The sequence below is a fragment of the Streptomyces sp. TRM64462 genome, from assembly GCF_013362995.1.
In the GTDB taxonomy this organism is placed as follows: Bacteria; Actinomycetota; Actinomycetes; order Streptomycetales; family Streptomycetaceae; genus Streptomyces.
On record NZ_JABWDV010000403.1, the window covers coordinates 26,194 to 36,875 of the forward strand.

Annotated in this window: 8 protein-coding genes and 1 pseudogene; 3 read left to right on the forward strand and 6 right to left on the reverse strand. The window is 72.2% G+C overall.

All coding sequences use genetic code 11. The features are described from left to right. Positions 1 to 264: 264 nt before the first annotated feature. Positions 265 to 1,443 carry a serine protease gene (locus HTZ82_RS24160; RefSeq protein WP_175411525.1) on the forward strand — a complete coding sequence of 393 codons (1,179 nt, stop codon included), beginning with the start codon at positions 265 to 267 and terminating at the stop codon, positions 1,441 to 1,443. Positions 1,444 to 1,553: 110 nt separating this feature from the next. On the opposite strand, the gene hflX is transcribed toward HTZ82_RS24160, so the two are convergent. From hflX to miaA, 6 genes and pseudogenes are all read right to left on the reverse strand, one after another. Further along, a complete protein-coding gene (gene hflX / locus HTZ82_RS24165; RefSeq protein WP_175411526.1) occupies positions 1,554 to 3,047 on the reverse strand; it encodes a GTPase HflX in 1,494 nt (497 codons plus the stop codon). A 132-nt stretch (positions 3,048 to 3,179) separates the two neighbouring features. After that, positions 3,180 to 4,742 (reverse strand): M1 family metallopeptidase, encoded by a 1,563-nt coding sequence (locus HTZ82_RS24170; protein WP_175411527.1) that lies wholly within the window; start codon positions 4,740 to 4,742, stop codon positions 3,180 to 3,182. A gap of 122 nt (positions 4,743 to 4,864) precedes the next feature. Continuing rightward, positions 4,865 to 7,048: a bifunctional (p)ppGpp synthetase/guanosine-3',5'-bis(diphosphate) 3'-pyrophosphohydrolase gene (locus tag HTZ82_RS24175; protein WP_175411528.1), complete on the reverse strand. Its 2,184-nt coding sequence runs from the start codon at positions 7,046 to 7,048 to the stop codon at positions 4,865 to 4,867. A gap of 181 nt (positions 7,049 to 7,229) precedes the next feature. Continuing rightward, a pseudogene (dapF, locus tag HTZ82_RS24180) lies at positions 7,230 to 8,121 on the reverse strand (diaminopimelate epimerase). A gap of 92 nt (positions 8,122 to 8,213) precedes the next feature. Further along, on the reverse strand, positions 8,214 to 8,684 hold the full coding sequence (locus tag HTZ82_RS24185; protein WP_175411551.1) for a hypothetical protein: 471 nt from the start codon (positions 8,682 to 8,684) through the stop codon (positions 8,214 to 8,216). Between the two features lie 107 nt (positions 8,685 to 8,791). Further along, entirely contained in the window at positions 8,792 to 9,730 is a 939-nt protein-coding gene (gene miaA, locus HTZ82_RS24190) for a tRNA (adenosine(37)-N6)-dimethylallyltransferase MiaA (protein ID WP_175411529.1), read from the reverse strand. A gap of 182 nt (positions 9,731 to 9,912) precedes the next feature. Between miaA and HTZ82_RS24195 the strand changes: the two genes are divergently transcribed. Both HTZ82_RS24195 and HTZ82_RS24200 read left to right on the forward strand, forming a co-directional pair. Further along, a complete protein-coding gene (locus tag HTZ82_RS24195; RefSeq protein ID WP_175411530.1) occupies positions 9,913 to 10,308 on the forward strand; it encodes a hypothetical protein in 396 nt (131 codons plus the stop codon). A gap of 71 nt (positions 10,309 to 10,379) precedes the next feature. Next, entirely contained in the window at positions 10,380 to 10,628 is a 249-nt protein-coding gene (locus HTZ82_RS24200; protein WP_175411531.1) for an antitoxin, read from the forward strand. The last annotated feature ends 54 nt before the right edge of the window (positions 10,629 to 10,682 follow it).

A 10,682-nucleotide genomic window follows, 5' to 3' on the forward strand; every position in this document is an offset into this window, starting at 1 on the left:
ATCCTCCCGCTGTAACGGTTGCGTTGCACTTCGATACGCCGTCGGGCGCCGTGGCGCTCAGACCGGGCGTCGTCCCTGTGTCCCCCGTACGTACCAACGACGACAACTCCGGTAGATCACGGGCATTTCGAAGATCCTTGCGCCGGGGGAACCGTGGACCTGCTGCACGCCGTCCCCAACGGCACCGGCATAGTTGGGGCCGCACTGCTCGGTAGTGCGTGCTCTGGAAAGTGCTTGGTCGACGAAGTCCCAGGGGGATCACACATGCGAACGATGCGTCCGTTGCTCGCCTCCGCCGCCGTCGCGGCGGTGCTGGCGCTGACGGCCACGGGCTGCGGCCCGGGCGAGGACAACGCGGGCGGCACGCCCGCCACTTCGGCGGCCGCCACGCCGGACGGGAAGATCACGATCCCGGACGATCTGAAGGACCGGCTCAAGGAGCACGGGATCGACGTCGACAAGTGGCGGGGCGGCGAATGGAAGAACTGGGACAAGGACAAGTGGCTGCGTGAGGCCAAGGACTTCGTCAATCCGATCATCGAGGACCTCTGGGACCCGGACCGCATGCGGGACGCGGAGGAGCCGGACCAGCCGCCGGTCGAGGACGGCGACATCTCCGGCGACGACGGGGTGACGGACCCGAAGCCGAAGCGCATCGAGGCGACGCCGGTGAGCACGCCGTACAGCGCGAGCGTCCCGGAGGCCGGCAAGCTGCTGTTCGACGGGCCCAAGGGCGCGATGGTGTGCTCGGCGACGGTGGTGCAGGACCCGGCGAACCCCGGGAAGTCGAACCTGGTGTGGACGGCCGGCCACTGTGTCCACGCGGGCAAGAAGGGCGGCTGGTACCGGAACATCGCGTTCGTGCCGTCGTACAACGACAGCGGTATGTCGACGGCGCAGTTGGAGAAGGCGACGCGTGAGCAGGTCGCTCCGCACGGGGTGTGGTGGGCGGACTGGGCCCAGACCTCCGAGCAGTGGATCGACGAGGGCGGTCCGGTCGGGGGCGCGGGCGCGCCGTACGACTTCGCCGTCATCCATGTGACGCCGGAGAAGGGCGGCAAGGGCAAGTCGCTGGAGGAGACAGTCGGTTCGGCGCTGCCGGTCGACTTCGCCGCCCCGGCCACGCAGAAGATCGCGAAGATGGAGGCGACCGGCTACCCGGCCGCGCCGCCGTACGACGGGCAGAAGATGTTCCAGTGCGCGGACAAGCCGGGCCGGCTGTCCGTGAGGGCCGAGCAGCCGACGATGTACCGGATCGGCTGCAGCATGACCGGTGGTTCGTCGGGTGGCGGCTGGGTGCACACCGGCAAGGACGGCAAGCCGGCGCTGGTGTCGAACACGTCGATCGGGCCGGTGACGGCGGGCTGGCTGGCGGGGCCGCGCCTCGGCCAGGAGGCGAAGGGCGTCTACATGGCGGTCAGCGAGAAGTACGCGGGACGGTAGTCGCCGTACGGTGAGCGAAAAGGCGGGTCCCCCGGCCGCACCGGCGGGGGGACCCGCCTGTTTTCGGTTGGCTGTCCGCTTTCGGCTGCCTGTCCGCCGGTGTCCGCCGGTCAGGCCGTCGCCGGGACGAACGGGGCGAGCATGGCTGCCAGTTCCTCGTGCACCCGGGCCTTGAGCAGGGTGCCCTCGGGGGTGTGCTCCTCGGAGACGACCTCGCCCTCGGCGTGGACCCGCGAGACCAGACCGCCCTGCGTGTACGGCACGAGCGCCTCGATCTCGACCTCGGGCCGCGGCAGTTCGGCGTCGATCATCGCGAGCAGTTCCGCGATGCCCTCACCGGTACGCGCCGACACGGCGATCGAGTGCTTCTCGACGCGCAGCATCTGCTGCAGGACGAGCGGGTCGGCAGCGTCCGCCTTGTTGATGACCACGATCTCGGGCACGTTCGTCGCACCGACGTCGCGGATCACCTCGCGCACGGCGGCGAGCTGCTCCTCCGGGGCCGGGTGCGAGCCGTCCACCACGTGCAGGATCAGGTCGGAGTCGCCGACCTCCTCCATGGTGGAGCGGAACGCCTCGACCAGGTGGTGCGGCAGATGCCGTACGAACCCGACGGTGTCGGCCAGCGTGTAGAGGCGGCCGCTCGGCGTCTCGGCCCGGCGCACAGTCGGGTCGAGCGTGGCGAACAGGGCGTTCTCCACGAGCACGCCCGCGCCGGTGAGCCGGTTCAGGAGGGACGACTTGCCGGCGTTGGTGTAGCCGGCGATCGCGACCGACGGCACCTTGTTGCGCCGGCGCTCCTGGCGCTTGATGTCGCGGCCCGTCTTCATGTCCGCGATCTCCCGGCGCATCTTCGCCATCTTCTCGCGGATCCGTCGCCGGTCCGTCTCGATCTTGGTCTCACCGGGGCCTCGCGTGGCCATGCCGCCACTGCCACCGCCGCCCATCTGCCGGGACAGCGACTGACCCCAGCCGCGCAGCCGCGGCAGCATGTACTGCATCTGCGCGAGCGCGACCTGCGCCTTGCCCTCGCGGGACTTGGCGTGCTGGGCGAAGATGTCGAGGATCAGGGCGGTCCTGTCGACCACCTTGACCTTGACGACGTCCTCCAGGTGGATGAGCTGGCCGGGGCTCAGCTCACCGTCGCAGACGACCGTGTCCGCGCCGGTCTCCAGCACGATGTCCCGCAGCTCGTCGGCCTTGCCCGAGCCGATGTACGTGGCCGGGTCGGGCTTGTCGCGGCGCTGGATCACTCCGTCCAGCACGAGGGCGCCCGCCGTCTCGGCGAGGGCAGCCAGCTCGGCCAGGGAGTTCTCCGCGTCCCGCACGGTCCCCGAGGTCCAGACGCCGACCAGCACGACGCGCTCCAGGCGCAGCTGCCGGTACTCGACCTCGGTGACGTCCTCGAGCTCGGTGGAGAGCCCGGCGACGCGCCGCAGGGCGGCTCGCTCGGAGCGGTCGAACTGGTCGCCGTCCCGCTCGCCGTCGATCTCGTAGCTCCAGGCGACGTCCTCTTCCATCAGGGCATCGGCCCGAAGGCTCTCGGTGCGGCTCTCGTCCGCGAAGCTCTGGCTGTCCTGGGAAAAGGAAGAAGAGGAGGTCATTGGATCCTTACGTCGATGAGATGGAATGTGTCTGGGACAACGCGCGGCCTTCCCGGATGATTCCCGTGATTCCCGGTCCAGGCCCGGTGGCGCCCTCGACCCGTCGATGGTCGCACGGGCCGGTGCGGCGCGTCACCCGGGTTTCACGTCCTGTGCGGGGCGCTGTGAGGGGGCCTTGCTGCGCCATTCCGGGTGCCCGGGCATGCGCGGGGTCGTCTCGCCGTACAGCCAGGCCTTCATGAAGGCGGTCAGGTCGCGGCCCGCGATGTCGGAGGCGAGGCGTACGAAGTCGGCGGTGCCGGCCGTGCCGTGTGCGTACTCGGTGACCCAGCGTCGCTGGAGCCGCTGGAACGCGTCCTTGCCGATCTCCTGGCGCAGGGCGTACAGGACCAGGGCGCTCCCGTCGTACACGACGGGACGGAACAGGCTGATCTTCTGGCCGGGCGAGGGCGGCCGGGGCGCGGCGGGCGGTCCGCCGGCGGCGCGCCAGCGGTCGGACGCGGTGTAGGCCTCGCGCATGCGGCGTTCGAGGGTGAGGTGGCCGGTCTCCTCGGCGTACAGGGCCTCGTACCAGGTGGCGTGGCCTTCGTTGAGCCACAGGTCGGACCACGCGCGCGGGGTGACGCTGTTGCCGAACCAGTGGTGGGCCAGTTCGTGCACCATGATCGACTCGATGTACCAGGCGGGGAGCTGGGGGTGGGTGAAGAGCCGGCGCTCGAAGAGGGAGAGGGTCTGCGTCTCCAGCTCGAAGCCGGTGGCGGCGTCCGCGATGAGCACCCCGTACGTCTCGAAGGGGTAGCGGCCGACCTTCCGCTCCATCCACTCCAGGTGGCCGGGGGTCTTCTTCAGCCAGGGCTCCATGCGCTTCCGGTCGGCGGCCGGGACGACGTCGCGGAGGGGCAGTCCGTGCGGGCCGGTGCGGCGTACGACGGCGGAGCGGCCGATGGAGACCTGGGCGAGTTCGGTCGCCATGGGGTGGCTGCCGCGGTACACCCAGGTGCTGTTCGCTCCGGCGGGGGTGTGGTCCGCGCGGCGCCCGTTGGCGACGGCTGTGAGGTCCTTGGGGGCGGTGATGCGGAAGGTGAAGTACGCCTTGTCGGCCGGGTGGTCGTTGCAGGGGAAGACGCGGTGGGCGGCGTCGGCCTGGTTGGCCATGGCGAGGCCGTCGGAGGTGCGGACCCAGCCGCCCACGGCCTTGGCGGCGGCCGGGTCGCTGGTGTGCGTCACGGCCAGGGTGACGCGGGTGCCCTCCTCGACCGGGTGGTCGGGCTGGATCACCAGGTCCTCGCCGGTGAGCGCGAAGCGTGCGGGGCGGCCTTCGACGTGGACGGACCTGACCTCGCCGTGGGCGAAGTCGAGGTTGATGCGCTCCAGACGGTCGGTGACCAGTGCGTCGATCTTGGTGACGGCGTTGAGGGGCTTGGTGTTGTCGCCGGTGTAGGTGAAGGCGATGTCGTACGCGAGGACGTCGTAGCCGGGGTTGCCGAGGTGCGGGAACAGCGGGTCGCCGATGCCGAGCGGCTCGGGCGCGGGCACGGCCGCGGCGACGAGTCCGGCGGATACGGCGGCGACGAGGGCGGCGCGGAGGCCTCGGGAGCGGCGGGAGCGGCGGGTGGGGGCCGCAGGGTGCACGGGGGGCGCGGCGTGCGCAGGGGCCGTGTGGGGCGCGGGGGCCGTGTGGGGCGTGTCGGGCATGGGACACCGCTACCAGCGGGTCCGCCGTACGCCGCGACGGCGCGCGCCGGGGGCACTCGAACGAGCGCTGCGGCCGGGGCCCGGGCGGTGGACGGTTCCGCGTGCGGGTGGGCCGGGTGCGGTCAGTGGTGCGGGGGCGTGGCCGGGTGCTGCTGGGCGCGGCTGACGTCGTACACGCCCGGTACGTCGCGCATCGCGCGCATGAGGCCCGGCAGCTCGGCGGGGTCGTGGAGCTGGAGCGTGTAGGTGTGGCGGACGCGCTGCTCGACGGGCGGTTCGACGGTGGCCGACACGATCGCGACGCCGGCCGTGGCGATGGCCTCGGTCAGGTCGGCCAGCAGCCGGGGGCGGCCGAACGATTCAGCGACGAGCGTGACGCGGCACTCGGTGGCCCCGCTCCACCGTACGGTCACGGGCCGCCGCCCCAGCCCCTCCATCCGGCGGACGGCGGGGCACTCGGTGCGGTGGACGGTGACCGCGCCACCGCGTACGGAGAAGCCGGTGACCGCGTCGGGCGGTACGGGGGTGCAGCAGCGGGCGAGGCGGACGGTGGTGTGCGGGGCGTCCGCGACCGCGTTGGCCGTGGAGAGGCGGTCCGTGACGACGGAGGTGGGCGGACGGGGTGCGGCGGCGGGCGCCTCGCCGTCCCGGGGATGCCCCCTGGACGGGGTCCTTGGCGGGGGGTGAGCGGTGAGCCAGCGGCTGATGGCGATGCGCGCGGTGGGCGTACGGGCGTGTTCCAGCCAGTCGGGGGACGGTCCCGAGCCCGCGTCCTCGGCCAGCAGCGGCTGGACGGTGTCGCCGTCGCGCAGGATGGTGGCGAGGGTCGCGAGGCGGCCGTTGACGCGGGCGCCGACGCACGCGTGGGCGGCGGTGCCGTACTGCTCGTACGCGGCGTCCACGCAGGTGGCGCCGGCCGGGAGGGCGAGGGTGCCGCCGTCGGGGCGGAAGACGGTGATCTCGCCGTCCTGGGCGAGGTCGGCCCGCAGCGAGGTCCAGAACGTGTCGGGGTCCGGGGCGAACTGCTGCCAGTCGAGGAGCCGGGAGAGCCAGCCGGGTCGCGTGGGGTCGACGCGCTCGGCCTCGTCCGTGGCCGATTCGGCACCATCGGCGCCGGTGGCAGCTCTGGCACCGGCACCGGCACCGGCACCACCGCCGTACGCGCCGTCCGCGCCGGCGTACGGGTTGCCGAGGGCGACGACGCCCGCCTCCGCGACCTTGTGCATCTGGTGCGTACGGATGAGGACTTCCGCGACGGCACCGTCGGGCGCGGCGACCGCGGTGTGCAGCGACTGGTACAGGTTGAACTTGGGTGCCGCGATGAAGTCCTTGAACTCGGAGATCACCGGTGTGAAGCAGGTGTGCAGCTCACCGAGCACCCCGTAGCAGTCGGCGTCCTCCGCGACGAGGACGAGCAGCCGTCCGAAGTCCGTGCCGCGCAGCTCGCCGCGTTTGATGCTGACGCGGTGCACGGAGACGAAGTGGCGCGGCCTGATGAGGACTTCGGCGGTGATGCCGGCTTCGCGGAGTACGGTCCTGACGTCGTCCGCGATGGCGGCCAGGGCGTCGCCGCGGGTGGCGTTCTCCGCGATGTACGCGCGGGTCTGCTCGTACTCGGCGGGGTGGAGGATGGCGAAGACCAGGTCTTCGAGCTCGGTCTTGAGCGCCTGGACGCCGAGCCGTTCCGCGAGCGGGATGAGGACGTCGCGGGTGACCTTGGCGATGCGTGCCTGTTTCTCGGGCCGCATGACGCCGAGGGTGCGCATGTTGTGCAGCCGGTCGGCGAGTTTGATCGACATGACCCGTACGTCGTTGCCGGTGGCGAGGAGCATCTTGCGGAAGGTCTCGGGTTCGGCGGCGGCGCCGTAGTCGACCTTCTCCAGCTTGGTGACGCCGTCGACGAGATAGGCGACCTCGTCCCCGAACTGCTCCCGCACCTGGTCGAGGGTCACCTCCGTGTCCTCGACGGTGTCGTGGAGGAGGGACGCGGTCAGGGTCGTCGTCTCTGCGCCGAGTTCGGCGAGGATGAGCGTGACCGCCAGCGGGTGGGTGATGTAGGGCTCGCCGCTCTTGCGGAACTGGCCGCGGTGGGAGGACTCGGCGAGTTCGTACGCGCGGCGGAGGACCGCCAGGTCGGCGTCGGGGTGGTGGGCGCGGTGGGCCTCGGCGACGTGGCCGATGGCGTCGGGGAGCCGGTCGCGCCCGGCGGGGCCGAGCAGGGCGGCGCGGCCGAGTCTGCGCAGGTCGATTCTCGGACGGCCGCGCCTGCGGCTGGGGACACTGGGATTGGTGGCCTCTGCACTCATGGGCACCTCCGGCGGCGTCGACCGGCGGTGGGCGGGCAAGGCGTGCCCGCCGGGGCCGGTGCTTGATGCTACCGAGCCCACCACGTGGCGCAGTCCCGCTCTCGCTCAGCGTGAACGGGATCACCCATTCGAGGGAGGTTTGAGCGGACGCGGTTTCGGTGAGTGACGGCCCGTGGGCGTGCTACGCCTCGCTGAGCCAGGCGGGGGCGATGGTGCCCTCGGCGACGATGACGGCCGGTCCGGTCATCTCGATCTCGCCGTCGGGGCGCTCCGTGATCACGAGCGTGCCGCCGAGTACGTCCACGGTGTACGTGACGGGGGTCCCCGTCACGGCCGGGTCGGTACCGTCGCGGCGGGCGGTGGCGACGGCCACGGCGCACGCGCCCGTACCGCAGGAGCGGGTCTCGGCGGCGCCGCGCTCGTGGACGCGCATGGCCACATGGCGGGGCCCGCGGTCGGCGACGAACTCGATGTTGACACCGTCCGGGTAGACGCCGGCCGGGCTGTACGGCGGCTCCGTGGCGAGGTCACCCGCGTGGGCGAGGTCCTCGACGAAGGCCACGGCGTGCGGGTTGCCCATGTTGACGTTGACGGCGGGCCAGCTGCGGCCGCCGACGGCGACGGTGACGCCGTCGGCGGGCNAGGACCGCGCGGCCCATGCTGACCGTGACGTCCCCCGCGGCGGGGCCGCTGTCGGACGCGGCCTTGGCGAGGTGCACGTGCTTGACGCCGCCGCGCGTGGCCACGGCGACGTCGCCCGCGGTGATGTGTCCCGCGTGTTGCAGGTAGCGGGCGAAGACGCGGACGCCGTTGCCGCACATCTCGGCGATCGACCCGTCCGCGTTGCGGTAGTCCATGAACCACTCGGCCTCGTCGGCCAGGTGCCGCGCGTCGGGGTGTGCGGCGGAGCGCACCACGTGCAGCACGCCGTCGCCGCCGATCCCGGCGCGCCGGTCGCAGAGCCTCGCCACCAGGGCGGCGGGCAGGTCGACGGCGTTGTCCGGGTCGGGCACGATCACGAAGTCGTTCTCGGTGCCGTGGCCCTTGAGGAAGGCGATGGGTGCGGTGCTCACGCGATCAATCGTACGGGGCGGGTACGACACCCGCCGTCGCGTCCGCTGGGCGGGACAGCGAGGCGGCGGGACACCGAGGCCGCGAGGTGACGTCAGCGGAGGCGGGCGACGCGCCAGACGGCGAGGGCGACCAGGACGGTGACCACGGCGACGTACAGCGCGATCACGCGCCAGTCGGGGCGCCGACCCGATCCGCGCGGGGGCAGGCCCGGCCAGGTGTAGCCGACGCGGCGGGCGGCCATCATGCCCCACCCCGCGGCGCACCCGCTGAGCAGCAGGCCCAGCATGGCGAGGACGGCCCCGCCGTCACCGGAGCCGAAGGCGAGCGGGAAGGCGAACATCAGGGAGCCGAGCGCGGCGAGGCCCACGATCGGGGCGAGCTGCCAGATGCGGAGCTTCCGCTGGGGGCGCAGCTCGACCTCGACCTCGTCCGGAGTGATCTCCTGCTGTCCGTCCTCGGTCAGCTCCGGGCCGTCCGGACTGAGCCGCGGCGCGTCCTGCGCCTGCGTGCTGCCGCCGTCCGGCGTTTCCCGCTGTTCTCTGTCGCGAGGGCCGGCCTCCATCGCCACGCGCCCTCCCAACTCCGGATCCACTGGTCGATCGATGCTCGATGATGGCACGCCCTGAGCCGCCGGAATGACGGCCGGAGCGTCCCGATGCCATCACGTGATCAGGCTGTAACCGCTCGTTCGACCAACGTCAGGGCATGGTCCGGGAGTTCCCCGCGGTCCGTGGCCGCGCCGCTGAGCCACCGCACGCGCGGGTCGCGGCGGAACCAGGAGTCCTGACGGCGCGCGAAGCGCTTGGTGGCGCGCACGGTCTCGTCGCGCGCCTCCTGTTCGGTGCACTCGCCCGCGAGCGCGGCGAGCACCTGCTGGTAGCCGAGTGCGCGGGAGGCCGTGCGGCCCTCGCGCAGGCCGCGGGCCTCCAGGGCGCGGACCTCGTCGACCAGTCCGGCCTCCCACATCCGGTCCACGCGCGCGGTGATGCGCTCGTCGAGCTCGGGCCGGCCGACGTCGACGCCGATCTGGAGGGTGTCGTAGACGGAGTCGTGCCCCGGGAGGTTGGCCGTGAAGGGCTTGCCGGTGATCTCGATGACCTCCAGGGCGCGGACGATGCGGCGGCCGTTGCTGGGCAGGATGGCGTGGGCGGCGTCCGGGTCGGCGGCGGCGAGCCGGGCGTGCAGGACGCCGGAGCCGCGCTCGGCCAGCTCGGCCTCCAGGCGGGCGCGGACCTCGGGGTCGGTGCCGGGGAACTCCAGGGCGTCGATGGCACCCCGTACGTACAGGCCGGATCCGCCCACGAGGACGGGCGTACGGCCCTCGGCGAGCAGCCGGTCGATCTCGGCGCGGGCCAGCCGCTGGTACTCGGCGACGCTGGCGGTCTCCGTGACGTCCCAGATGTCGAGGAGGTGGTGCGGGATGCCGCCGCGCTCCTCCCAGGTCAATTTGGCGGTGCCGATGTCCATCCCGCGGTACAGCTGCATGGAGTCGGCGTTGACGACCTCCCCGCCGAGCTGCTGGGCCAGATGGACGCCCAGATCGGACTTTCCGGCTGCGGTGGGGCCGACGACGGCGATGACGCGCGGGGTGGGGGCTGTGCTGCTCACCGACCCAGTCTCGCAAACGTCCCGGCATGTCCCCGAACGAGTTACGTGACGCCACCGGTACGGCGTCGTTGCCAGTTGCGAGGTTCCGACCGCCGGTTCTCGGACCGGCCCCGCCGGGCGACGCAATGGGACGCTCCGGACAGCGCGGGATTTCGCCCACACGAGTACGCTATGGAGTTGATATGGGCGTTTTTGCATGGTTTCGCCGGAAGGGTGAGAAGGGCGAGCAGTCTGCGGCGGCCACGACCGAGGAGGCTGCGGCCACCGCGCTGAAGGCCGACGCGGAGCAGACGGCGGCGGAGGAGACGGGGAAGGACGAGGAGCGGGCCGAGGCGGACGCGGATGCCTCGCCCTCGGAGGCCTCCGAGTCGTCCACCGCCACGTCGGCGGCGTCAGCGACGGCGACGGCTACGGCGTCCGGTCCGTCCGAGGCCTCGCAGCGGGCCGAGGGCTCGGCGGAGGAGTCCGGCGACGAGGCCGGGCAGAAGCCGGCGGCCGAAGGCGGCGTGGAGATCCCGAAGCAGCAGTCCGCCGAGGAGGCGGCGGACAACGAGGCCGGCGAAGGCGCCCGCAAGTAGAGCGGAAAAAGCGGAAGAAGAGGCCGGCGGACACGCAGGTCCGCGCGGGTCATGTCGAGGGAAGGTGGGCCATGGGCTTCCTGGATTCGCTGAAGGTCAAGCTGGCCCCGGCCAAGGACAAGGTCTCGGACCTCGCCCAGCAGCACGGCGACAAGATCGACCACGGCATCGAGAAGGCCGCGAAGGCGGTCGATCGAAGGACCAAGGGCAAGTACAGCGACAAGATCGAGTCCGGCACCGACAGGGCGAAGCACGCGCTGGACCGGATCGCACACAAGGGCGACGGCGGCACTCCGCCGACGTCACCGCCGGCCGCCTGATCCCGGCGGCGTATCGACGACGGCCGAACGACGGCGGGCGGCCGTGGAGCACCC